22 protein-coding genes and 1 pseudogene are annotated in these 23602 nt (G+C 61.0%); 5 read left to right on the top strand and 18 right to left on the bottom strand.

Going from position 1 to position 23602, the window contains the following annotated elements:
- Window positions 1–298: 298 nt before the first annotated feature.
- Window positions 299–1600, top strand: coding sequence for an IS4 family transposase (locus CRN80_RS20185; protein WP_098952610.1), 1302 nt, complete (start codon window positions 299–301; stop codon window positions 1598–1600).
- Between the two features lie 458 nt (window positions 1601–2058).
- Here the strand turns inward: CRN80_RS20185 and CRN80_RS20195 are convergent, their stop codons facing one another.
- From CRN80_RS20195 to CRN80_RS20215, 5 genes are all read right to left on the bottom strand, one after another.
- The gene (locus tag CRN80_RS20195; RefSeq protein WP_098950890.1) at window positions 2059–2814 is read right to left on the bottom strand and encodes an SDR family oxidoreductase; all 756 of its coding nucleotides are present in this window, start codon (window positions 2812–2814) and stop codon (window positions 2059–2061) included.
- Entirely contained in the window at window positions 2804–3607 is an 804-nt protein-coding gene (locus CRN80_RS20200) for an SDR family NAD(P)-dependent oxidoreductase (protein WP_098950891.1), read from the bottom strand. Before CRN80_RS20200 ends, CRN80_RS20195 begins: the two co-directional genes overlap by 11 nt.
- A complete protein-coding gene (locus CRN80_RS20205) occupies window positions 3600–4421 on the bottom strand; it encodes a molybdenum cofactor biosynthesis F family protein (RefSeq protein WP_098950892.1) in 822 nt (273 codons plus the stop codon). Before CRN80_RS20205 ends, CRN80_RS20200 begins: the two co-directional genes overlap by 8 nt.
- Window positions 4422–4434: 13 nt before the next feature.
- The gene (locus CRN80_RS20210; RefSeq protein ID WP_098950893.1) at window positions 4435–4800 is read right to left on the bottom strand and encodes a cupin domain-containing protein; all 366 of its coding nucleotides are present in this window, start codon (window positions 4798–4800) and stop codon (window positions 4435–4437) included.
- A 134-nt stretch (window positions 4801–4934) separates the two neighbouring features.
- Entirely contained in the window at window positions 4935–6233 is a 1299-nt protein-coding gene (locus CRN80_RS20215; protein WP_069558480.1) for an FAD-binding oxidoreductase, read from the bottom strand.
- 207 nt (window positions 6234–6440) lie between these two features.
- Here CRN80_RS20215 and hpaR point away from each other — a divergent pair, with 207 nt between their 5' ends.
- On the top strand, window positions 6441–6863 hold the full coding sequence (hpaR, locus tag CRN80_RS20220; protein ID WP_032896376.1) for a homoprotocatechuate degradation operon regulator HpaR: 423 nt from the start codon (window positions 6441–6443) through the stop codon (window positions 6861–6863).
- Between the two features lie 124 nt (window positions 6864–6987).
- Here hpaR and hpaI read toward each other — a convergent pair whose 3' ends face one another.
- The 8 genes from hpaI to CRN80_RS20260 all read right to left on the bottom strand — a co-directional run bounded on the left by hpaI (window position 6988) and on the right by CRN80_RS20260 (window position 14365).
- Window positions 6988–7788, bottom strand: a complete 801-nt coding sequence (hpaI, locus tag CRN80_RS20225) for a 4-hydroxy-2-oxoheptanedioate aldolase (protein WP_098950894.1) — start codon at window positions 7786–7788, stop codon at window positions 6988–6990.
- A gap of 16 nt (window positions 7789–7804) precedes the next feature.
- Window positions 7805–8608, bottom strand: a complete 804-nt coding sequence (gene hpaH / locus CRN80_RS20230) for a 2-oxo-hept-4-ene-1,7-dioate hydratase (protein ID WP_003192397.1) — start codon at window positions 8606–8608, stop codon at window positions 7805–7807.
- 11 nt (window positions 8609–8619) lie between these two features.
- Window positions 8620–9924: an MFS transporter gene (locus CRN80_RS20235; protein WP_003192395.1), complete on the bottom strand. Its 1305-nt coding sequence runs from the start codon at window positions 9922–9924 to the stop codon at window positions 8620–8622.
- Between the two features lie 137 nt (window positions 9925–10061).
- Window positions 10062–10454 (bottom strand): 5-carboxymethyl-2-hydroxymuconate Delta-isomerase, encoded by a 393-nt coding sequence (locus CRN80_RS20240; protein ID WP_032896383.1) that lies wholly within the window; start codon window positions 10452–10454, stop codon window positions 10062–10064.
- 15 nt (window positions 10455–10469) lie between these two features.
- Window positions 10470–11327 carry a 3,4-dihydroxyphenylacetate 2,3-dioxygenase gene (gene hpaD / locus CRN80_RS20245; RefSeq protein ID WP_003192392.1) on the bottom strand — a complete coding sequence of 286 codons (858 nt, stop codon included), beginning with the start codon at window positions 11325–11327 and terminating at the stop codon, window positions 10470–10472.
- Between the two features lie 139 nt (window positions 11328–11466).
- A complete protein-coding gene (gene hpaE / locus CRN80_RS20250; protein WP_032896385.1) occupies window positions 11467–12927 on the bottom strand; it encodes a 5-carboxymethyl-2-hydroxymuconate semialdehyde dehydrogenase in 1461 nt (486 codons plus the stop codon).
- 5 nt (window positions 12928–12932) lie between these two features.
- A complete protein-coding gene (locus CRN80_RS20255) occupies window positions 12933–13703 on the bottom strand; it encodes a fumarylacetoacetate hydrolase family protein (RefSeq protein WP_019821191.1) in 771 nt (256 codons plus the stop codon).
- A complete protein-coding gene (locus CRN80_RS20260) occupies window positions 13700–14365 on the bottom strand; it encodes a fumarylacetoacetate hydrolase family protein (protein ID WP_098950895.1) in 666 nt (221 codons plus the stop codon). The genes CRN80_RS20255 and CRN80_RS20260 overlap by 4 nt, the downstream gene beginning before the upstream one ends.
- Before the next feature lie 128 nt (window positions 14366–14493).
- Between CRN80_RS20260 and hpaA the strand changes: the two genes are divergently transcribed.
- The 3 genes from hpaA (at window position 14494) to CRN80_RS20275 (ending at window position 17580) form a co-directional block, all read left to right on the top strand.
- The gene (hpaA, locus tag CRN80_RS20265; protein ID WP_098950896.1) at window positions 14494–15354 is read left to right on the top strand and encodes a 4-hydroxyphenylacetate catabolism regulatory protein HpaA; all 861 of its coding nucleotides are present in this window, start codon (window positions 14494–14496) and stop codon (window positions 15352–15354) included.
- Between the two features lie 204 nt (window positions 15355–15558).
- Window positions 15559–16689: a type III secretion protein gene (locus CRN80_RS20270; protein ID WP_169918398.1), complete on the top strand. Its 1131-nt coding sequence runs from the start codon at window positions 15559–15561 to the stop codon at window positions 16687–16689.
- 36 nt (window positions 16690–16725) lie between these two features.
- Entirely contained in the window at window positions 16726–17580 is an 855-nt protein-coding gene (locus tag CRN80_RS20275; RefSeq protein ID WP_256588518.1) for a hypothetical protein, read from the top strand.
- Between the two features lie 20 nt (window positions 17581–17600).
- On the opposite strand, the pseudogene CRN80_RS20280 reads toward CRN80_RS20275, so the two are convergent.
- The 5 genes and pseudogenes from CRN80_RS20280 to arnT form a co-directional block, all read right to left on the bottom strand.
- Window positions 17601–18071: pseudogene (locus tag CRN80_RS20280) on the bottom strand (TolC family protein); the annotation flags it as partial.
- Window positions 18071–18865, bottom strand: a complete 795-nt coding sequence (locus CRN80_RS20285) for a helix-turn-helix transcriptional regulator (RefSeq protein ID WP_098950897.1) — start codon at window positions 18863–18865, stop codon at window positions 18071–18073. The gene CRN80_RS20285 and the pseudogene CRN80_RS20280, both read right to left, overlap by 1 nt.
- A 768-nt stretch (window positions 18866–19633) precedes the next feature.
- Window positions 19634–19912, bottom strand: a complete 279-nt coding sequence (locus tag CRN80_RS20290; protein ID WP_032896395.1) for a DUF6124 family protein — start codon at window positions 19910–19912, stop codon at window positions 19634–19636.
- A gap of 336 nt (window positions 19913–20248) precedes the next feature.
- Complete coding sequence (locus CRN80_RS20295; RefSeq protein ID WP_098950898.1) at window positions 20249–21766, bottom strand: glycosyltransferase family 39 protein; 1518 nt, start codon at window positions 21764–21766, stop codon at window positions 20249–20251.
- A gap of 28 nt (window positions 21767–21794) precedes the next feature.
- Complete coding sequence (arnT, locus tag CRN80_RS20300; RefSeq protein ID WP_098950899.1) at window positions 21795–23450, bottom strand: lipid IV(A) 4-amino-4-deoxy-L-arabinosyltransferase; 1656 nt, start codon at window positions 23448–23450, stop codon at window positions 21795–21797.
- Window positions 23451–23602 lie beyond the last annotated feature (152 nt).

Here is a 23602-nt window from a genome sequence, read left to right on the forward strand (position 1 = left end):
CGCGATCCAAATGTGGGAGCTGGCTTGCCTGCGAAGGCGGCCTGACAGCCGACACCTATCTCCCTGACACCCCGCGGTCAAACTGTGGGAGCGGGCTTGCTCGCGAAGGCGGCTTGGCAGTCAACACAGTTGGATTGTGTACATATCCATTGCTGCGGTAACGGCCACTTAGGGTTCCGCTCTGACAGCCATCCCTTTCAAGGTCTTCGGTAAAATCCCCTGAAATTTCATTCAGGGATCCCAAACGATGTGGGCCGATGTTCTAGCGCGTTTCGAGAAAAAAGCACCTGCCAGCGTCATGGCCAAATTGGCGCTGGAACAAGCTATTGCCCCTGAGTGGGTCGATCAGGTCTTCGAAGAACATCGGCAACGGCAGTATTCTCGTGAACTACTGTTCTCGACCATAATCAAGCTGATGTCCCTTGTTTCATTGGGCTTGAAGCCATCCCTGCACGCCGCCGCGCGGCAACTGGAAGATCTCCCTGTCAGCTTGGCGGCGCTTTACGACAAGATCAGTCGTACTGAACCCGCGCTATTGCGCGCTCTGGTCACCGGTAGTGCGCAACGACTGACTCCAACCATCAAAGAACTGGGTTGCACGACGATGCTGCCGGACTGGCAGGTTCGCGTGGTAGATGGCAATCACCTGGCATCCACTGAGAAGCGTCTGGGGGCTTTACGCCAGGAGCGAGGTGCGGCTCGTCCCGGTTTTTCGGTAGTGGTCTACGATCCTGATCTCGATCAGGTCATCGACCTTCAGGCATGTGAGGATGCCTACGCCAGCGAGCGCGTTTGCGTGTTGCCTCTGTTGGCTAATGCTGAACCGGGCCAGGTGTGGCTGGCTGACCGACTCTACTGCACGCTTCCGGTAATGGAAGCTTGTGAGCAGGTCCAGACGTCCTTTGTCATTCGCCAGCAAGCCAAACATCCACGCCTGATTCAAGAGGGTGAGTGGCAAGAACCCGTGCCTGTGGAAACAGGCTCTGTGCGTGAGCAGATCATCCAGGTCAGAGGCGGTTACCAATGTCGGCGCGTCGAACTGACGCTTCATTCGCCAACAGACTCGGGTGACAGCAGCTTGATGTTCTGGAGCAACTTGCCTGAAAGCGTCAGCGCTGAGCAGATCGCGCAACTCTATCGCCGCCGCTGGAGCATTGAAGGTATGTTCCAGCGACTGGAAGCGATCCTGGAAAGTGAAATCGAAACTCTCGGCAGCCCAAAGGCCGCCTTGCTCGGGTTCACTACGGCAGTGTTGGCCTACAACGTCCTGGCCGTACTCAAGCGAAGCGTGGAGCAAGCCCATCGGGAGACCCAGCCTGATGGCTGGGAAGCCTCGATCTATCACTTGGCGGTCCAGGTCAGGAGTGGTTATGAGGGAATGCAGATTGCACTGCCCTCGGAATATCTTCCCGCCATCCCTGTGGAAAAGTTGGCCCAGCGTTTGTTGGAGCTGGCCAGAAACATCCAACCCAAACAAGTTGCGAAAAGCCCCCGCGGCCCCAAGGTGCCTAAACCCAAGACATGGGTGCAAGGCACGGCGGTGAATGCGCATGTTTCAACGGACAGGGTAATCAAGGCTGCCAAAACGAAAAGACCTTGAAAGGGCTGGCTCTGACAGCGGCTCACTTTTGAAAGGAGCCCAAAAGTAAGCAAAAGGCTCTTGCCCCACCACTCGGCACCTCGCCTAGGCTCGGTGTGCCCGTAATCCGCCAGTGATTTGGGGGGCCGCCGCCACGCGCCATCCATGGCGCGGGGCGGCTAAACCGGCATCCCTGCCGGTTTACCCCCCAAATCCCTGTCGAATTCCGGCCAGCGTGGTTTAACGGGGCGCCTGAGATCAAGATCACAAGCAGATCAAGAGCAAGATCAAGAGCGACTCGCTTCGCATCGTGGTTACCGTTGAGCGTTACAGTGTTGTGTAGATACCTATGCTGCGATGGCGGTGTAGCAGTTACAGATTAGTTGACTGACTCACCGCCATCGCAGGCAAGCCAGCTCCCACAGGGGATTGCGCTTAACTGACTGGCATTGTGACAAGCCCCACAGTTAGTTCGGGTTTCAGGTTTCGGGTAGGGTAGACCCACCATCCACCACCAGCGTCTGCCCGGTGATATAGCCCGCCAGGTCAGAGGCCAGAAACACCATGGCCCCGGCAATATCCGCCGCTGCGCCCAGGCGCCCCAGCGGCACACGGCGGGCGATGCTGTCATTCACGGCCGCATCGCCCAGGTTATCCATCGCCGGGGTGGCGATCATGCCGGGCTCCACGCCGTTGACCCGTACATTCAACGGCGCCAGCTCCAGCGCCGCATTGCGGATAAACCCATTCACCCCGGCCTTGGACGCCGCATAGTGGCTCAGCCCCGGATAACCGACACGGTTGCCGGTAACCGAAGACGTCACCAGCACGCAGCCCCCGCCTTGGGCGCGAAACCTCGGCAACGCCGCCTGGGTCAGCCAGAACAGCGCCGACAGGTTCACCGCCAAAGTACGCTCCAGGATCGCTGGGGTGATGTCGGCAAAGGCGGTCAGCGGAAAGTCCCCGGCGTTGTGCACCAGCACATCCAGTTGCGCCAAGCCTTGGACGCAAGCAAACACCGCTTCGGCATCCGCCAGGTCAACGCCAACGGCTTCAACCTGATGCCCCTGCGCGCACAACTCGGCAGCCACGGCTTCAGCCTGTTCAAGCAGGCGGTCGGCAATCACCACCCGCGCACCGCGTTCGGCAAAGGCTTGGACGATGCCCAGGCCAATGCCCTGGGCGCCGCCGGTGACCAGCACGACCTGGCCGCTGAAATCCAGGTCATTGGGCATGGGCAGGCTCCAGGCGCGTAAACGCCAGCGTCGGCACGTCGACGATGCTGGAGCCACCGTCCGCCACCAAGGTGGCCCCGGTAATGATCGAGGCGTCGTCGCTGGCCAGGAAGCGGCATACCTTGGCGATCTCGTCGGCACGGGCGGCGCGCCGCAGCGGTACATCGGCACACACACGCGCATAGGCCTGCTGCAAGGTCTCGCCGTACGCCTCCATCAACGGCTGCATCTCAGCGTCGGCCATCGGCGTGTGCACCCAGCCTGGGCACACCGCGTTCACCCGTACGCCATGGGGCCCATAGTCACGGGCCAGCGAGCGGTTGAGCCCGAGCAGCGCATGCTTGGCGGTGGTGTAGCCACACACCTCGGGGCCTGCCGCCAATGAGGCGATGGAGCCAATCAGCACCATGTTCCCGGCGCTTTCCTGCAGCAGCGGCAGGCAGGCGCGAGCACTGTAGAACGCACTGTCGAGGTTGCTGCGCAGTGCGCCTTCCCAGGTGGCTGGGCTGGTCTGGGTCGCGCTGCCCAGGCCATGGCCACCGGCACAGGCCAGCAGCACATCGAGGCGCCCGAAGTGGGTGCGGATTTGCTGGATGAAACCGTCCCAGGTGTCCGGGCAGGCGGCATCGCCCACCAGGATCAGCCCGCCGGTGTCCTGCGCCACCTGTTCCAGCGGCTCGCGACGCCGACCAATCAGCACCAGCCGTGCGCCTTCCTGTGCGTACAGGCGTGCGCAGGCGGCGCCGATGCCGGTGCCGGCCCCGGTGATCACCACCGTGCGCGGCTCAGTCACGGGGGTACTCCGTGTGGTTGAGCACCTGGCAATAGGAACTGATCGGGAAGTTCGACAGCGCGTCGAAAGACGCCCCGGCATAGCCGAAGATCTTGCCGTCGCTGCGGTGCTGTTGCAGGTCGATCAGCACCAGGCCGAGGGTCGGCACGATCTTCTCTTGCCAGACGAACAGGTACAGCTGTTCGGCGATCTTGTAGTAATGGCAGCGGTCGGTGTCGCACAGGCCTTTCTCCACGCCCTCAAGGCATTGCCAGGCGTAGAACCGCGGGTTGAGGTAGATGTGTTCGTAGACCTCGCTGGGGCTGTAGCGATACTGGTTGCGCAGGCCGACCAACTCGTCGGTGGGGGCGTGCAGGCAGAGGCCGTCCTGCCACGGCCGGTCGAGGCTGCCGTGGAGGAAGTCGACCTGTACCGAGGTCAGCGGCTTGCCGGCCAGAGCGCGGTGGTAAAGGCCCTCGTGGGTCTCTGCCGGCTCCGGCATACGGCCAATCACCGCGGTAAAGGAGGCCGTTGGCGTGTCCAGCACCAGGCTGATCGACCAGCTTTGCCCGGCCTCGTGCTTGATAAAGTCCACCAGGTACAGGCCCGGGCGAATGGAGCTGGCGCGGTAGGCGGCGCTGCCGCTGGAGTGGCCATCGGCGGCGTGCCAGGCCAGGCGCTCCTGTTCGAAGCGGTGTTCGATCTGCCAGCCATTGGCAAAGTGCAGGGTGAAGGTCTGGCCGGCCAGGTCGGCCAGGTTCGGCAGGATGAACGCCTCGGGTGCAAACCCCTCAGCCAGGGCGCCCACGGTGATCCAGTCAGATGAATTCGACATGGCAACGCCTCCCTTACACGACGGCGAAGTAGTGTTTGACGAAACTCTCGCTGACCACTTCCCACAGCACGGGCGTGCCCTTGTTCACGAACCAGCTGTCACCAGCCTTGTAGCGGGTGGACTGGCCGGTGGATTCATCGGTGAGTACCACTTCGCCGGTGACTATCGTGGCCTGTTCGGCGAACGGGTAAACCATGCGGAACTTGCCCTGGGTGGTGCCGAAGTACGCACTGCTGACCGCATCGGTGGGCGCGCCGAAGGTCATCTTGCCGAAGGCGCGTACTTCGCCTTCGAGGATTTGCGAGCCGAGGTCGGCCACGGTGCCCCAGGCGTCGAGTTCCGACAGCTGGACGTTGTGTTTGATAGCGGTAAGGGTCATGGCAGATGCTCCTGATAAATACGACATTTTTGTAGGAGCGAGCTTGCTCGCGAAGAACGTCCTGACACCGCGATTCACCAATATGCCCGCGTTATCGTTGAGGTTTTTCGCGGGCAAGCCCGCTCCTACAGGGGTTAGCGGCGACCGTTCCAGTAGCCGGAAAGTTGGTGCCAGGATTTGCCCGCCGTCAGCAGCAGGGGGCGAATCGCGTCCTTGCCGATGATGGTGGGGCGGGGGATCGAGCTGACCAGGTCATAGCGCGCCGAGCCCTCGCTCATGCCTTCGGCCAGCACCTTGCAGATGATGTGGCTGGGGGTGACGCCAAAGCCGGAATAGCCCTGCACGAAAAACGCATTGCTGCGCCCCGGCAAGGTGCCCACCTGCGGGAACAGGTTCGGGCTGCACGCCATCGGGCCGCCCCAGGCCAGGTCGATTTTCACGTCCTTGAGGTAGGGGAAAATCTTCAGCATCAGCTGGCGGTTCCAGGCTTTCAGGTCACCGGGAATGTGCTCCACCAACGGCGTGGCGGCGCCGAACAGCAGGCGGTTTTCGTTGGTAACGCGGTAGTAGTCGATCACCGGGCGGATATCGCTGTAGGCCCCACGGATCGGGCTGATGCGCTGGATCAACTCCTCGGACAACGGCTCGGTCATCATCTGGAACGCGTAGGTGTTGATGGTCGAGCGGTGCAGTTCCGGCTCCAGCTTGTTGAGGAAGCTGTCACAGGCCCACAGCAACTTGCTGGCGCGCACCGAACCGCGACCGGTGCGCACGGTGATGCGCTCGCCATAGCTGACTTCCAGGGCCGGGCTGTTTTCGAAGATCTTCACACCATGGCTGACCAGCGCGGTGGCTTCGCCCAGCAGCAGGTTGAGTGAATGCACATGCCCGCCGCCCATGTGCAGCAGGGCGCTGGTGTAGGCGGTGGAGCCGATGATCTGCTGCACGTCGGAGCCGCCGAGAAAGCGGATTTCGTGCTGGCTGTTGATCGACTTGAAGTCCTTCTCCCAGGCGCGCAGGGTTTTTTCCTGGCGGGCGTTGAAGCCCATGTAGCCGTAGCCGTGGCAAAAGTCGGCGTCGATGTTGTACTTGGCGATGCGGTTCTTGATGATGTCGGCGCCCAGGTCGCTGATCTCGAACACCTGGCGCAGGCCGTCTTCGCCCACGTCCTTCTTGATCTTCTCCAGGTCATGGCCGATGCCTGCCATGATCTGCCCGCCGTTGCGACCCGTGCCGCCAAAGCCCAGGTAGCGCGCTTCAAGCACCACAATGTTGGTGATGCCTTTTTCCGCCAGCTCAAGGGCCGTGTTGATCCCGGAAAAGCCGCCGCCGATGACCACGACGTCTGCGTCGATATCCTGTTCCAGGGTGGGGAAGCTGAGGTTGTATTTCTTGGTGGCGGTGTAGTACGTGGGGGTTTCGATGTTGATCATGGCGCAGCCTGAAAAAGTGAAGGAAGGCGCTAAAGCGGATGCCTCCATTAGGGCCCTTGGCGGGCTGGAAGTCTTGATCCTGCGTGCCCGGTTTTTTGATTCAGCGCGCCACGGGCGAGGGCACCTATAAGTTATAGCGCGCTCGCCGGCCGGGAATGTTAGAGTTTCGTTAAACTATTAACTAAATACTTCGTGACGCTGAGCCCTATGTCCACACCTCGACAATCCCTGACCCTGGCCTTGCTGCAAGCGCGCGAGGCCGCGATGAGTTTTTTCCGTCCTTCCCTGAATGAACACGGCCTGACCGAACAGCAATGGCGCATCATCCGCATCCTTGAACAGCACGGTGAGTTGGAGATCTACCAACTGGCGGAACTGGCCTGCATCCTTAAGCCGAGCATGACCGGCGTGTTGGTGCGCATGGAAGCGGCTGGCATGGTGCACCGGCGCAAGGCCGAACAGGACCAGCGCCGGGTGCTGATTACCCTGGCGGACAAGGGCAAGGCGAGTTTCGAGTCCATGAGCCAGTGCATGGAGGCCAACTACCAGCGTTTGCAGGATCAGTTTGGTGAAGAGAAATTCCAGATGCTGTTAGGGTTGCTGGATGACTTGAAGAACATCAAGCGCTGACTCAGTGACCTGACCACCACTGATCAACTGTGGGAGCTGGCTTGCCTGCGATAGCGCCGGGTCAGCTGGCTTATTTGTCGCTGATACACCGCTATCGCAGGCAAGCCAGCTCCCACATTGAATCTCAGTAGACGCCACCGGTATTGGCAGCCACCGGTACGTATTTGAACTTCCCGGCCAGGCTTTGCAGCCCCCGCATCAACACCGTGGTATCGACCCCCACCGCCACGAACGTCGCCCCCAACGCGATATAGCGCCGTGCGAGATTTTCATCCGCACTGAGAATCCCTGCCGCCTTACCCGCCTTGACGATACGCACGATGGCGTCCTCTATCGCGGCTTGTACCTCGGGATGCCCCGGATTGCCACGGTGGCCCATGGACGCGCTCAAATCTGCCGGGCCGATAAACACCCCGTCCACGCCTTCGACGGCGGCGATGGCGTCCAGATTGGCCAGGCCCTCGGCGTTCTCTATCTGCACCAGCAGGCACATCTGCGCATCGGCCTGGTCGAGGTAATCAGCGATGCTGTTCCAGCGCGAGGCGCGGGCCAGGGCGCTGCCGACCCCGCGAATACCCTGGGGCGGGTAGCGCAGGGCGCGCACCAGTTCCCGGGCCTGGGCGGCGCTTTCCACCATCGGCACCAACAGCGTCTGCGCGCCGATATCCAGCAGCTGCTTGATCAGCGCCGTGTCGCCGATCACCGGGCGAATCAACGCCTGGCTGGGGTAGGGCGCGATGGCCTGTAATTGCGCGAGCATGTCTCCCAGTTGATTGGGCGCATGTTCGCCGTCGATCAGCAGCCAGTCGAAACCGGCGTTGGCGGCCAGTTCCGCGCAGTAGGCGTTGGCAAGGCCGAGCCACAGGCCGATCTGTACCTCGCCGTGGTGCAGGCGTTGCTTGAAGCGGTTGACAGGCATGTCCATGACAGCACTCCTGGGTTCAGACGAAGCGGCAGGCAATCGAGCCGAGCAGGTCGTAATCGACGTGGAAGGTATCGCCAGGGCGGGCCGCCACCGGGCGGGTAAACGAGCCGCCGAGAATCACCTGGCCGGGCAGCAGGGTGACGTCATAGGGCGCCAGCTTGTTGGCCAGCCACGCCACGCCTTTGGCCGGGTGGTTGAGCACCGCCGCCGACACCCCGGACTCCTCGATCACGCCATTGCGATACAGCACCGCCGGCACCTTGCGCAGGTCGATCTCGGTGGGGCGCACGGCGCGGCCGCCGAGCACCACACCGGCATTGGCGGCGTTGTCGGAGATGGTGTCGAACACCTTGCGGGTCGCGTTGGTGTGGGGGTCGACCTGCTGGATGCGGGCGTCGATGATTTCCAGCGCCGGGATCACCCATTCAGTGGCGTCGAGCACATCGAACACCGTGCAGTTGGGGCCCTTGAGCGGCTTGCCGAGGATGAAGGCCAGCTCCACTTCCACCCGGGGTACGATGAAGCGTTCGAAGGGGATGTCGCTGCCTTCGTCGAAAAACATGTCGTCGAGCAGGGCGCCGTAATCGGGTTCGGTGATATTTGACGACACCTGCATGGCCCGTGAGGTCAGGCCGATCTTGTGGCCCTTGAGCGTGCGCCCGGCCTTGATCTTTTGCGCGACCCATTCACGCTGGATGGCGTAGGCATCCTCGATCGTCATGCCGGGGTAGTCGAGGGAAAACTGGCGCACCTGTTCGCGGCTGCGTTCGGCACGGTCCAAGTTTGCGGCGGCCGCGAGGATTTGCTGGGAGTCGAGCATGGCAACGGTCTCTAGTGTGGGTTGACGATGGCGGCCTGGGTGCGCAGCACCAGCAAGCCACCCAGGGCGATAAACAGGGCAAGTACGTACAGGGCCAGGCTGGCGCTCTGGGTGGCGTCGCGCATCCAGCCGATCAGGTACGGCGCGAGGAACGCCGCGATGCTGCCAAACGAGCTGATCATGGCGATGCCCGCCGCCTGGGTGGTGTGGGAGAGAAACGCCGGCGGCAGTTGCCAGAACATCGGCAGCGCGGCACTGGCGCCCATGCCGGCAACCACCAGCCCGCTCATCACCAGCAGCGCATTGCCGGGCGCCAGGCCCGCCACGGCGATACCGAGCGCCGCCATCAGCAACGGCACGCACAGGTGCCAGCGGCGCTCGCGGTGACGGTCGGACGAACGCCCGCAGCCGAGCATGAAGAAGCAGCCGGCCAGGTACGGCACGGCGCTGAGCAAGCCGACCTGGCTGTCACGGCCGATGCCGGCGCCGTGGATCAGGGTGGGCATCCAGAACGCCAGGGTGTTGACCGCCAGCATCACCGCAAAGTACACGGCCACCAGCAGCCACACCTGCGGGTCTCGCAGGATGCCGCCGAACGAGGTGATGGTCTTGCGCTGTTCCTCGTTGCTCAATTGGGTGCGCAGTTGCTGTTTTTGCTCGGCAGTCAGCCAGTGTACCGACTCGAAACTGTCCGGCAGCCACTTGAGCACCACCAGTCCCAGCAGCACCACGGGCGCACCTTCGATCAGGAACATCCACTGCCAGCCGCGCAGGCTTCCGACGTCGTGGAAGTTCTCCAGGATCGCCCCGGAAATCGGCCCGCCCAACACCCCGGCCATGGGCACCGCAATGGCAAACAAGGCGGTGACCTGGGCGCGACGGCGTGCCGGGTACCAACGGTTGAGGAATACCAGGATCCCCGGGAAAAACCCGGCCTCGGCCACCCCCAGCAAAAAGCGCAGCACGTAGAACCCGCGCGCGCTCTCCACCCACAGCATGCCGGTGGAGAGCAGGCCCCACACCACCATCAGGCAGGCGATCCAGCGCCGTGGCCCGACGCGGTCCAGGGCGATGTTGCTGGGCACGCCGAACAGCGCGTAGGCGATGAAGAACAGGCCGGCGCCGAAGCCATACACGGTGTCGCTGAAGTGCAGGTCGCTGCTCATCTGCATCTTGGCAAAGCCGATGTTGATGCGGTCCAGATGGGCGAACAGGTAACACACCAGCAACAAGGGCATCAGGCGCCAAGTCACCAAACGATGGGTGCGGTCGTGCTCGGCAAGCTGCAGGCTTGCAGTGGAATGGGCTGTGCTCATGGTGGTGTTCTTTTTGTTGTTGTAGGAGCGAGCTTGCTCGCGAAAAACGTTAACGAAAACGCAGCGCGCTTGGATCCGCGGGGCCTGGAGGTTTTTCGCGAGCAAGCTCGCTCCTACAGGGGAGAGGCGGGGCCGTTTCAGCTTGCCGGGTTGTTCAGGAACGCGTGCACATTGTTCTGCTTGAAGTTGAGCTGCGGGTGCAGCTCGATCATCTCGAACGACAGCGCCAACAGCCGCTGCGCTTGCAGATCGGCGAAGTGCTCGGTAATCACCGCGAACACTGCTTGGGCGACGGCCTCGCGGGTTGCCAGGTCGCGGCCGTGGCCAACCTTGAGGGTCATGTGCACAAAGGCATAGTCGTGCTTGCCGTCGGCCATGCGCCAAGTGTCCAGGCGCACGCCTCGACTGCGAATGCCGCCCAACGGAAACACGCCGCTGTCGCCCAGCACGCGGTGGACTTTTTCAAACAGGCCGGGCAAATCGGCCTGCGGCTCGAGGTTGTCGGTGTACTCAGCGATAAAGTGCGGCATGGGGCTCTCCCAGGGTCAGAGCGGGAAAATCGCGTTGATCTGGCCGGTGCCCGAACTGCCGAACGGCGGCGTGATGATCTCGGCCGGCTTGGCATAATCCGGCCCACCCAGCAGGCCCAGGAGCATGGCGGTGTCGTGCATCTTGCCTTCGCCAAAACAGTGTTCGGCGTAGTCGGGCAGCATGGCGCAGAACTCCTTGAAGCGGCCTTGCTTCCACATTTCCACGACATGCAGGTCCACCTGCTTGTCGAATTCGCGGGTCCAGTTGTGGATATTTGCCTCAGCCTCGCGGTCGTCCGAGAACCGATGGGACAGCGAGCCGGAAGCGAGCACCAGCACCTTGCGGTCGCTCTTTTCGATCGCGCGGCGCACGGCGGCGCCGAAGGCGAAGCTGTCCTCCAGGCGATGCCAGGCGCACCAGGCGGCGATGGAAATCACCTTGAATTTCTCTGCGTCGGGTACGCCCATGTGCATGTAGCGCATGGGCACCAGGGTGCCGTATTCCAGCTCCAGGCTCGGGATGTTATGGGCCATGCTGCGCACGCCGGCCAGGTTGGCTTCGGCGGCGATCAGTTCGCCCAGTTCGGGGCAGCCGGGGTAGGCGTAGTCCATGTTCTTGATGAAGTGCGGCAGCTCGTTGCTGGTGTAGGTGCCCTGGAACTGTTCACCGCAATTGACGTGATAACCGCTGTTGACCAGCCAGTGCACGTCGAACACCACCGCAGTGTCGGCCCCCAGTTCGCGGGCACGCCGGCCGATTTCCTTGTGCCCGGCAATCGCCGCTTCGCGACAGCCGTGATGCTTGCCGGGCAGTTCCGACAGGTACATCGACGGTACGTGGCAGATCTTCGCTGCCAGAACCACTTCGCCCATGATGACTCTCCTGAATATTATTCTTTTGTAGGAGCGAGCTCGCTCGCGAAAAACGTCAACGATAACGCAGCGCTTCAATTAGCCAGCGGTGCCTGTGGGTGCTTCGCGAGCAAGCTCGCTCCTACAGGCAATGCGGGCTTCAGACGCCCCAGCGCGGAATGTGATGACTGCCCATGGAAATACACACGTTCTTGATCTCAGCAAACACTTCAAAGCTGTACTGGCCACCTTCACGCCCGGTGCCCGAGCCTTTGACCCCGCCGAACGGCTGGCGCAAATCCCGCACGTTCTGGCTGTTGATAAATACCATGCCCGCTTCGATACCGCGCGCCAGGCGGTGGGCCTTGCCGATGTCCTGGGTCCAGATGTAGGAGGCCAGCCCGTATTCGGTGTCGTTGGCCAGTTGCAGGGCCTCGGCTTCATCCTTGAACGGAATGAGGCACACCACCGGCCCGAAGATTTCCTCCTGGGCGATGCGCATCCGGTTATTCACGTCGGCAAACACCGTCGGCTGGATAAACTGGCCGCGGCTCAAGTGCGCAGGCAAGTTCGCCGGGCGCTCCAGGCCGCCGGCCAGCAGCGTGGCGCCTTCCTCCAGGCCGATCTTGATGTAGCCGGTGACCTTGTCGTAATGGGCCTGGGTGATCATCGAGCCGACCTGGGTCTTGGGATCCTGAGGGTCGCCCACGATCAGGCGCTTGGCCCGCGCCGCGAACTCGGCGACAAACTGCGGGTAGACGCTTTCCTGGATAAAGATCCGACTGCCAGCGGTGCAACGCTCGCCGTTGAGGGAAAAGATCGTGAACAACGCAGCGTCGAGCGCGCGTTCCAGGTCGGCGTCTTCGAAAATCAGCACCGGCGACTTGCCGCCCAGTTCCATGGAGTACTTTTTCAGGCCGGCGGTCTGCATGATTTTCTTGCCGGTGGCGGTGCCGCCGGTAAAGGAAATCGCCCGCACGTCGGGGTGGCGCACCAGTGCATCGCCAGCGGTGGCGCCGTAGCCCTGGATCACATTGAGCACGCCGTTGGGGATTCCGGCTTCCACCGCCAGGCGTCCCAGTTCATTGGCGGTCAGCGGCGACAGCTCCGACATCTTCAACACCGCCGTATTGCCCAGCGCCAGGCACGGCGCGGTCTTCCAGGTGGCGGTCATGAACGGCACGTTCCACGGCGACACAAGCGCGCACACGCCTACCGGCTGGTACAGGGTGTAGTTGAGCATCTGGTCGTCCACCGGGTAGGTGTGGCCGTCCATGCGCGTGCAGACTTCAGCGAAGAAATCGAAGTTGTGCGAGGCACGCGGGATCAACACGTTCTTGGTCTGGTGGATCGGCAGGCCGGTGTCAAGGGTTTCCAGCTCGGCTAGGTGGGGCACGTTCTGTTCGATCAACTCGCCCAGTTTGCGCATCAAGCGTGCGCGCTCCTTGGCCGGCGTATTGGCCCACTTGGGAAACGCCGCCTTGGCCGCCGCCACGGCCTGGGCGACTTCTTCGGCACCGCCGCTGGCCACTTCGCCGATGGCCTCGCCGGTGGCCGGGTTGTAGTTGATAAAGGTGTCTTTGCTTTCGACCTCACGGCCGTTGATCCAGTGTTTGATCATGGTGCTCAAGCCTCTTTGCGCGCGGAGAAAAACTCCGTTTCACTGACAATACGGTTGACCAGGCGGCCCACACCTTCGACTTCCACCACCACTTCATCCCCCGGTACCACATCGGCCAGGCCCTCGGGCGTGCCGGTGGCGATCATGTCGCCCGGTTGCAGGGTCATGAAGCTGGACAGGTATTCGATGAGGTAGGGGATATCGAAAATCATGTCTTTCGTGCTGCCTTCCTGGCGCAGTTCGCCGTTGATCCAGGTGCGCAGCTTCAGGTTGCCTGGGTCGGGCACATCGGCCACGTCGACGATCCACGGGCCGACCGGGGTGGTGGCGTCGCGGTTTTTCACGCGCAGGTTGGGGCGGTAGTAATTCTCGAGGTAGTCGCGGATCGCATAGTCGTTGCACACCGTGTAACCGGCCAGGTAGTCCAGGGCGTCGGCGCGTTTGACGTTGCGCGCGGTCTTGCCGATGACCGCCACCAGCTCGCACTCGTAGTGCATGTAGGCGACGTTGTCTGGGCGCCAGGTAACTTGACGGTGGCCGGTGTAGGTGCCCACCGATTTGATAAAGGCCAGCGGCTCGGTCGGCGGCGTAAAGGCCAGTTCGGCGGCGTGGTCGGCGTAGTTCAAACCCAGGGCGAACATGTTGCCGGTGGCGGGTGGCAGCCATTGCACCTGGTCTTCGGCCAGCAACCGCCCATCCTCCAGGCGTACGCTGCAGTCGGCTTGCACCAGCACGTTGTGGGTTGCACCTTCAAAGCGGATACGTGCGCGTTTCATGCCGATGCCTCCGCTGCAATGGTGTTGCTCAGGCGGCCAACGCCGGTGATGTCGACCTCAACCTGATCGCCTGGCTGTACATCCACGCGGCCGTCCGGGGTGCCGGTGATCAGCACATCGCCGGGGTACAGGGTCATGAACTCGCTGATCTCGGCGATCAATTGCGGGATGTCCCGTACCCAGTCAGCGGTGGAGCTTTCTTGGCGCAGCTCGCCATTGACGAACAGCTTGAGGCTCAGTTGGTTGGGGTTGGCGACTTGATCCCGCGCAATCACCTGCGGGCCCAGGGCGCAAAAACCATCGCGGCATTTGGCTTTGACGGCGGGGCGGTAGTAGCTGTCTTCCGGCAGGCTGAATTCATTCACCACCACATACCCGGCCACATGGGCCATGGCGTTCTCCAGGCTGACACGGCTGGCGCGCTGGCCGATCACCACGCCCAGCGCCGGGCCCGGTTGCAGGCGCTCGCCCGCAGGCTGCAGCACGACGCCGCCATGGGCATTGCGGGTGTTGGGCGTCTTGATAAACAACACCGGCTTGGTCGGCGGCTTCTGGTAGGGCGCCTGTTGGAAGGCGGCGAGATGCTGGTCCAGCAGGCCCTGGTAGTTCAGCGCAACGCCGAACAGGGTGCCGCTGGCAACATCATGCAGGGTACGGCTCATGCGTTTCTCCTGGCGGTGACGACGGCTGCGTAGGCAGTTCGTTAAGTTGTTAACGTTATAATTAATATGTTAACTACCGTCAAGCGTGGCACACTGCGCTGGCCTCACAACAACAAGAAGAGAGCCCCGTGAAGCCGATCCCCAACATCAACATCGGGCAGGTCTACGACCAGCGCTACAGCGATGCCGAGGTGCATTACGACAAGCTCGGCAACCTGGCGGGTTTTTTCGGGCGCAACATGGCGGTGCATCGCCATGACCGGTTTTTCCAGGTGCATTACGTCAAGAGTGGCGCGGTGCGGGTGTATCTGGATGACCGCCAGTACGTTGAATCCGGGCCGATGTTTTTTCTCACGCCGCCTACGGTGGCTCACGCTTTTGTCACCGAAGCGGATGCCGATGGGCATGTGTTGACGGTGCGCCAGCAGCTGGTATGGAGTTTGATCGACGCCGATCCCAGCCTTGCCTCCGGTGCGGCCTGCGTGGCCTTGACCGGGGATGCCGAGGGGCTGGAGCAACTCTTCGAGGCGCTGTGCAGTGAGATCAACGCTGAACGGGCAGGGCGCGCCGCCGCCCTCGACAGCCTCACAAGGCTGATCATGATCCGCCTGCTACGCCTGTGCGCCCACGCCCAGCCGGCACGCCCCACAGCCCATGAAGACCTGCGCATCTTCCATCGTTTCAATGAGCTGATCGAAGCCCACTACCTGGAACATTGGCCGTTGGCGCGTTATGCCGAAAGTATTGGCGTGACCCAGGCGCGGCTCAATGAAGTGTGCCGGCGCATTGCCGACCTGCCCTCCAAGCGCCTGATCCTTGAGCGGCTGATGCAGGAGGCCAAGCGCCTGCTGTTGTTTACCGGCAGTTCGGCAAATGAAATCTGCTACCAACTGGGGTTCAAGGACCCGGCGTATTTCAGCCGGTTTTTCTTGCGGTATGCGCAGATGACGCCGGGGGAGTATCGGGTACGGCAGGCGGGGATGCGCTGATAAGGGATCGGACAAAAAATGCAACGTTGAGGAATTGGCTGATAGTGGTCCGTTGAACGAGAAGGATGGTGTTACCTGTCGAGCCGGAACTTTTCTGACCGTTTGGCCACGCAAGAGTACTTGTTCAGTGCAGGGTTAGGCAGTGGGCAAGTAGTGCTAGACAGTCCGCGATTATTCTCCTTCGATCATATGAGACTCCCTTCAATGCTCACGCACACTCAGCCTGCTTATTCTCCTGCGCACTCAACGTTTACACTGCCGGATAAAACTCTTGAGCCGGCAGTTACCCGTCAACTCAATCACGTTGGCAAGTTAGCGGCACATCCTCCGATTGGCCAAAGCGCTAACTCGCACCGTGATGCAGAACTGAGAGAGCTGTTGAAGTTGCTGGGCACGTTAGTCGTGGCACTTAAAACATGGATGAGCAAGGACGCTGAGACTGCAAAACCACAACCGTCCATGACGGCTCGTCCAACCCCTTCTGTGAGTTCGCCGCATCGGCCACTGGTTAATACCTTGCCTGTGCCGAACACCGTGTCCACCACCAAAAATGAATGGAAAGAACAATTTGCACCGTTCATGAACAGGCCGAACCTGGCCAGTACCCGCAACGCGTTTGATACCGAACTTATTGAGATGTTCTCAGATAAACACCATGAGCCAATCACTGCGTTTATGTCTGAAAAACCCAAAGGTCAAAAGCCTGACGATCTGCGCAATGGATTGCGTGCCACGTATGAGAACTTCCCTTACTTGGGCACCCGGGGGCGAGAGGAGCACGTAGCCGCGATCAAGGTTGCCATGGCCACGTTCGGGCAAAGCCCAGCCGGGATTTTCAAGCACGTCGCCAAACATGGTGACCACTATGACGTGACGATGCGAGACGGCTTCAAGCTGACAATCACCGTTGAAGAACTTGAACTGGCGGCCAAGGCGGCAAAGTTCAGTGGCGGCGATGAGGGCATGGTCAAGGATGCGCAATTTCTGTTTGCTGTGATGAGCAAGCGTCAATACCTGGAGCTTGAGCGCGACAGCGCAACGGACCCCTTCATGAGCCTGTACGGCAAAGACAGTGCGTACCACGCCCATCGCACTTATCCCGGTGTGCTGTCGTGGGCCGGAGGCGGCATCGACGGTGATACGGCGCTGTCCTATCTGGGGCTTGAAGAACATTTGCAGGTCATCGATGCCAGTGCATTGAGCACGCAGGTCGGCGTGCCGTTGGACAAGGGCGCAAGAAACAAGAACGGCGTGATTATTGAGGGCGTGATGGAGGGGCAGTTATATAACACGCCGGTTTCACCGTCATTGAAGGTGGTCACGCTTCGCGGGTGATTTAAAGTGTTTAGTGAATAATAGGGGTTATTCAACATGTTAGTGTCTTCTGTTAACACTGCTGCTTTTGGTCATGCCAGGGCAAACGATGCCGTCATTTCTCCACATGTTTTGCCCTCCGCCAACGCATCTGCCCCAACTGGAACTTCTGAACAACTCATTAGCCTGGTCGGCGAATTGGAGCGCTTGTTGGCGCTGTTATCTGCGCGGCTAAAGCCTGAAGTCAATTCAACACCTTTGCCTGCGCAGGTCGCCGATAAACGCAACGGCAAACGTGATGAATTCTTGAAAGGTACGCCTGCAAATACGGGCATCAAGCCCGGTGATATTTTCAAAGACTTTTACCAATTGGCCGAAGGTAATTGCGTGACAATATCCGCGATTAAAGCCGCGATGATGAGGTTCGGCCATAACCCTCACGGTATTTACAAAACTATTGAGGCCACCGATAGCGGCTATCGCATTGTCATGCGCGATGGGTTCAAGCTGCACATCACCCATGACGAACTGAAGCAGGCCAAGGCCGGCGCCAACTTCGGCACCGACCGGCCCAACGATGTTCTGGTCAATGCGCATTTCCTATATGCCGTCAGTGCCAAACGCGCCTACCTCGAAAATAACGACGGGGAGGCCAACAAGAGTTTTGCCGCCGCCATACGCAGCCTCAATGATGGCGAGTATCCGGGGCAGGCGTTGCGTCGCCTGGGCTTGAAAGACTTCGTGGCGCCCGCAACCCTCCAGGACTTCCTCAACGGCGCCATCGGCACGGTCAACAGCGGGTTTCATTCGATGGCCGCTGTGGGCGGCTTCGTGGACAGTTATGGGCACAAACAGCCGCTGGATAACCGCGACGCGAACCGTTACGCCGCGGTTGGGCTGAAGTTGCTTTAACGCGCAGCCGCCAGGCTCGGCCACTCACTCCACGCACCACCCAGCGCCGTATACAGATTCACCTCGGCGACCAACTGCGCCAGCCGGTCCACGATCAGTGCCTGTTTGCTGAGGCTGCGCACGCGGCCGAACAAATCCAGTTCCTAGGCGCTCAGCCCCAAGGTGGCGGAATAGTTGGAGGTGATCGCTGGGAACAAATCTGCGCGCTGGATACGGTACTGCGCCTGGAACGCCTGGACATTCAGGGCTGCTACCCGCAGGTCGCGGTTGTTGAGCAGCGCATCATTAATCAGCTGTTGCAGCGTCGGGTCGTGGAACAGCTGCTGCCAGTCCCGGTTCTGCGCCAAGTTGCCAGCCTGCACCAGGCGGTAGACGCCGCCTTGGGGGAACTGCGCCGGCGTCGGTGCCGCTGGCCGCTGGTACTCGGGGATCAGCGAGCAACCGCCGAGCATCCAGGCCATGCCGAGGGTGCACAGCGTCGGTTTGTTCATCAGGCGCCCACCATCCATTTGGCCAGGCCATGCCGGCCGCTCACGCCCAGCTTGGCGGCGGCGCGCTTGAGGTAGGTCTCGATCGAGCTGTTTTTGACACTGAGTTTCTGTGCGATTTGCGGCACGGTGCCGCCAGTCAGCAGGCCAAGGCACACCTCCTGTTCCCGCGCCGAAAGGGTGATGTCGCTCAAAGACAAGCGCTTGTAGAACTCACGCTGCAACTGCGATTGTTCCAGCAGGGTATGGGCCGGCTCAGTCTCGGGGTGTGGCGCCTGGCGCAGACACTGGGCGTGCCGCTCCATCAACGGCAACAGCGTGTCCGACAGGCACTTGAGAAACGACAGCTCAGCCAGGGAAAACCCCTGCTGGGTCGGCGGGCGGTAGAACGAAATCACACAGCGTCGATTGCCTTGGCGTGATACCAGGTTGCACTGGTGCGAGGTGCCGCGCGGGTGCGCGCTGTTGGCCTTGGCGTTCATCTGGATCAGCAGCGGGTCTTGCATGTGCAGCATCTGCCGCAACAACGGGTGGTCGTTCAGCGCATGCAGGGTCTGGGGCACAGACAAATCCTTCTTCACCCCGGCGCTGCCCATTAACTTGATGTCCAGCACGCGGTCGCGCAGTTCATCCAGGGTCCACTCGCTGAGGTCCACCAGGTGAATCGGTACCCACTTGCCCACCAGCTGCAACATGGTGGCGGCGAAATGTTCGTCGCCGCTGTTTGAAATCAACTCGCCCATTTCGGCGTAAAAATGCGGGCCGCAGGTGCCGCCAATACTTGGGGTCAGACTCATAGCCATCTCATCCTTGATGTCGAAAACCGTCAACGGTTGCCCAGGGCCTGTGCAGGGCGCTCCGTACTGCTTGAACGTAACTCGGCGTTCGAGATTTTATTTAGCCATAGGGATTTGTCCTACGTATGTAGCGGAAACGAGGGACACAAGCTGCCATAAAAACTGCGCCATTAAACCGACGTTTCTCATGATAAAAGTCGGCTACGTACAGGCGTAAGTTATTTTTATCCTTGGTTAACTTATTGATATAAATGAGGAATTTATAAAATAAAGAGGTTGCCCAGAGGCTCGGGATGGATCCGATGTAGCCAATCTCCTACAACGCTTTAATCGTTTCAGTCATGAACCTTCAGCCCAGGCCTATCCATCCATTTGAATGTCCGGGTTTCGGGTGTCAGACAACAGCGGCTCACTTTTGAAAAGCCGGAATGCCGGCCCAGACAAAAGTAAGCAAAACGCTCATGCCACCACTCGGCACCTCGCTTAGGCTCGATGTGCCCGTAATCCGCCAGTGATTTGGGGGGGGCCTAAGATCAAAAGCAGATCAAGAGCGGCTCGCTTCGCATCGTGGTTACCGTCTGTTGTTACAGCCCACAAAGTTGTGTAGATACCTATGCTGCGATGGCATTGACTCGGTTCGCCTGAACTACCAAGGTATTTGCATCAATACCACTGTAGGAGCGAGCTTGCTCGCGAAAAACCTCAACGATAACGCGCGCCTCCTGAATAAACGCAGCGCCTGTGAGTCTTTCGCGAGCAAGCTCGCTCCTACAGAGAGCGATCTACCGTCGTCTTGGCAATCTCCAACAAATGCCACACCGCCAGAATCTTCGCCCGCCCTGGGTTATCCAGCAGCTCGCCACAATCGAGCGCTGTTGCCGAAGCGCTGTCGAGCAAGCTGGCGGTGTAGAGCAAAGCATCTTCAAAACTCAGGTCGTCGTTGACGTTGTGGAAACCCTGGCTGGGCAGGTAATGGTCGATGGCGCGGTTAAAGGCGGCACGGTCTTTTGCAGGATCGAGGGGTGGATCGGGTAGGACTTTATTCATGGTGTAGCTCCGCGTTGGATTAGGAGACGACACCCGTCGCGACTAAACGAGGGTGGCGGCTGTACGCAGGTTAGTCGACCGGCCCAACACGAAACATCCGGCGCACCCGAAGGTGCCCTACGCACAGCCACCATAAAACTCATGGAGACCATGCCGTGTTGGAAGATACGAGCGACTAAACCCGATCACTGATGAGCAGTGACGGACCGCAGACTAGCCACCGATTCCAACCGGCACAAGGCGGCGGGGATTGTCTCGGAAACGTCCTGCAATTTAAAGGGACACGGCTTGCTGGCCCTTTACAAACCATGACAAAAGGCCAGCAAACACAGTGCCTCAGCGCCTCCCCGGAACAAACGCCACACTCCCACCCTCACGCGCCTTGAACAACCGCTCCCCATTATCCGGCTGCGTCGTCACCACCTGATGATCCTCCCCCAGAAACGCCAACGGTGTCGGCTCGTCCTTGGAATACTGCGCGACGATGATCGTGCGTTGCGGATCAAAGCCCTGGCCGCTGGTTTTTTCCAGCCAGGCCATGAACGCGGCGCTGTTGCCCTGGCGCGGGAAGTCCTGGGTTTCGCTGACGTAGTAGAAGGGCGTGCCGTGGTTTTGCAGGTACATGGGCAGTTTGTTGTCGACCTCCACCAGCACCAGTTGCCATTGGTTCCAGGGCGCGCCTTTTTCTGCCTGGGCTTGCAGGTCGGTGGCGAAGCGGGTGACGCCGCCGTTGCCGTTGGTCCAGGGGTAGATCACGCCCAGCACCAGCAAGAGCAGGCCGGCGCTGAGGCCAAAGCCTGTTTGCCAGCGTGGCCAGCTCGAAGGTTTTTTGTGCAGGCGCTCACTCAGCCACCAGGCGCCGAGCAGTTGGGCAAAGGGCACCAGCGGCAACACGTAGTAGCTGCGGCGGCTGCCGCTGGCGGTGAAGAATACAAACAACAGGCCCAGGCCCCACACCAGCCAGCGTACGTTGGGCGGCGCCCTGCGCCAGTTGCGCACGGCCAGCCACAGGCCGAGTAACCAGCAGGGTGCCCAGGGCAGGGTGTAGGCCGGCAGGTAGATCAGGTAGGTGTAGATCGGCCCCATATGGTCGAAGGGGTCGAAGAAGCGCACCACGTTTTCGCGGAACACCAGCTCCAGGCCGCTCTCTCCATAAGTGGGGGCGCCGTAGCGATGGGACAGCACAAAGGGAATCGCATACACGATGCCTGCGATGAGCAAGGCCAGCGCCAGGCGCAGGTTGAGGTGGCGTTTGTAGCGGTGTTCGCTGAGCAGGTGTGGCAACAGCACCAGGCCCGGCAGCACCACACCGATCAAACCCTTGAACAGCGAGGTGGCGGCCAGCAACAGGAAAAACACCGTGTAGCGCCCCAGCCGTGTGTCATCCGGCCCGCGCCAATACCACCACACCGCGGCCAGCACGCCGCACACGGTGAGTACATCGGCGGTGGCCACGCGGGCCCAGAACAGGAAGTAGAAGGTGGTGGCGAGCATCCACCCGGCGATCAGCCCGGTGCCTTTGCGAAACAGGCGTTCACCGATCAGGTACACCAGCCAGATGCTCAACCACGCGGCAATCACCGATGACAGGCGCAGCGACCACGGGCCGAGGCCGCCCAGCAGGTGGGAAAACCCGGTGATCAGCCAGTAGGAGGGCAGGGGCTTGTCGTAATACGGCGTGCCTTTGAGGTACGGGTCGAAATAGTCACCGCTTTGCAGCATCTGCAAGGCGATATTCGCCCAGCGCGTTTCCGGCCCCCACAGGTCGCGGCTGCCCAGTCCCAGCAAAAGCAGCAAGGCCGAGACGCCCAGCAGTAAAGCCAGGGCGCCGCGTTCGGTTTTCCAGAAACTCATGGGATGTTCCCTGTGGCAGGCGCTGCATTCAAGGGTGTTGGGGGTAAATCGTCAGCACCAGGTCGCCCTTGCGATAACGTTTTCCACCGGGAGGCAATTGCCCTTCTTCGCGGTGTTCGCTGGTGCTCTTGACCTGCATCAGCACGCCAACCGAGCCCTGCTGGCGAGCCTCGGCCAACCAGGCCTGGACGCTGTCCGGCGTGACCTTGCGCTGCGCTGCGTCTTGGTAGTTCAAGCCGTAGCGCAGCTCGCCCTGGGTGTTATAAAACGCCACGTCGGGCCGGCGCAGGCGCCAGGTCAAGGCCGATGCCAGGCCCAGGTCATTGCTCAGCAAAGCACGGACAGGTTGCAGTTCGTCCAGATGCTCCTGCACGAATTGGTCGGGCATTTCGTTATCTTCGATCAGGGCCGGCATGCCCGCCGGTAGCAGGGCCACCAGCAAGCCAATGCCCAGGGCGGGCATCGCCCACAACGTCAACGGGCGCACCGCTTGCAGCAGGTTGGCGAGGATCCAGCCCAGCAGCACGATAAACGTCAGCGACAGGTTGAACATCTCTGCGTGGCTATTGCCGTACAGCGGGCGGGTGATTTGCAGGTAAATCAGCGCCACCATGGCCGTCATGCCAAGCACGAAATTGAGCGCGCCGTTGATGACCAGCGGGCGCGCCTTGCCTTGCTTGATCAGGTCGATCAAGCCGTGGCCCATCAACAGCGCCAGGGGCAACAGGCACGGCATGATGTAGGTCGGCAACTTGCCTTTGCTCAGGCTGAAAAAGCCCAGGGGCAGCAGCAGCCATAGGGCGAGAAAGGCAATCGCCGGCTGGCGCCTTTCCTGCCAGGTCTTGAGCAGGGTGCCAGGTAACAAGGCAGCCCACGGCAGGCACGCCACCACCATGATCGGCAGGAAGAACCACACCGGCCGTGCATGCTGTGCATCGTCGGCGGCAAAGCGGCGGATGTGCTCATGCCAGAAAAAGAAATGCCAGTAATCCGGTTCGCGCAGGTGGATCGCCAGGGCCCATGGCAGGCATACCAGCACGGCAACCAGCACCGCCAACGGCCCGTAGCGCATCAACTCACCGACGCGACGCTGCCAGATGAGGTAGGGCACGGCGATCAAGACCGGCAGCAGCCAGGCCAGGAAGCCCTTGGTCATGAACCCCATGGCGCAGGCCACGCCCAACACTGCCCAGGCACCCAGGCGTTCCCGTGGCGTGCGACAGTCCAGGGCAAACCACAACGCCACCAGGCTCAGGTTCACCCACAGGGTGAATTGCGGGTCGAGGTTGGCATACCCGGCTTGCCCGGCTACCAGGCCAAAACTCAGGTAGAGCAGGGCGCAGGCAAAGCTCTTGCGCGGGTCGTTCCACACGCGCCGGGCGAGCAGGTAGGCCAGCACTACACTCAGGCACGTACTCAGCACTGAGGCGATGCGCACACCGAAGAGGTTTTCACCGAACACCGCCTGGCCGAGGGCGATGAGCCAATAGCCGGCGGCGGGCTTCTCGAAATAACGCACGCCCATGAAGTGCGGCGCTACCCAGTTGCCGCTCATCAGCATTTCCTGGCTGACCTGGGCGTAGCGGGTTTCGTCTGGCGCCCATAAACCGTGAAAGCCCAGGGGCAACAAGATGAACACGGCCACGCCCAGCAATAGCCAGGCCAGAGGGTTTATGCGGGGCATGCGCACATCGCTCCATAACGTTCAAGTACGGGCAATGGCGGTATTAACTTAATAGGGTGAAGCATCGTAAGGGTCACTAAGTAGTTGTAGGAAAACATAACTAACAGGCGCGACTAAACATGCCAGAACGGGGCTGTCGTTTTGCTGAACAC

Source organism: Pseudomonas sp. FDAARGOS_380 (genome assembly GCF_002591235.1).
Taxonomy (GTDB): Bacteria; Pseudomonadota; Gammaproteobacteria; order Pseudomonadales; family Pseudomonadaceae; genus Aquipseudomonas; species Aquipseudomonas salmasensis.